We start from the raw sequence: 338 nt of genomic DNA, 5'->3' as shown, positions 1-338 counted from the left end.
AAATGAAACAAGTCATTGTGATTTTGGCCACCCTTGGATTGGTTTTTGCTGCTCCCAGCATAGACCTCCAAAATGACTTCGACATCAATCAGCTGGAGCAAAACGGCACCTACCCATACCACCCCACCATCGGTGGCAGGATTGTAGGTGGAGTAGTGGCGTCCATCCAGGATTTACCTTGGCAAGTAGCTCTGCTCCGTAACGGCGCTCAGATCTGCGGAGGAATAATCATCGCCCCCCAAATTGTCTTGACCGCCGCCCATTGCGTCGTTCCCAGTGTCATTTCTGCCGTCTCCCAGCTCAACATCCGCTCAGGCTCAAACCTCCACAATTCCGGC

1 protein-coding gene is annotated in these 338 nt (G+C 53.0%); it reads left to right on the top strand.

What is annotated here, in order from left to right; translation table 11 throughout:
* A partial coding sequence (locus tag QWJ41_RS20930) for a trypsin-like serine protease (protein WP_302710408.1) occupies positions 1-338 on the top strand: 338 nt, incomplete at both ends.

Origin of the sequence: Nocardioides cremeus, assembly GCF_030518195.1 — a bacterium.
In the GTDB taxonomy this organism is placed as follows: Bacteria; Actinomycetota; Actinomycetes; order Propionibacteriales; family Nocardioidaceae; genus Nocardioides; species Nocardioides cremeus.
The sequence above is the reverse complement of the archived record's forward strand: the minus strand, read 5'-3'. Positions and strand labels throughout refer to the sequence as shown.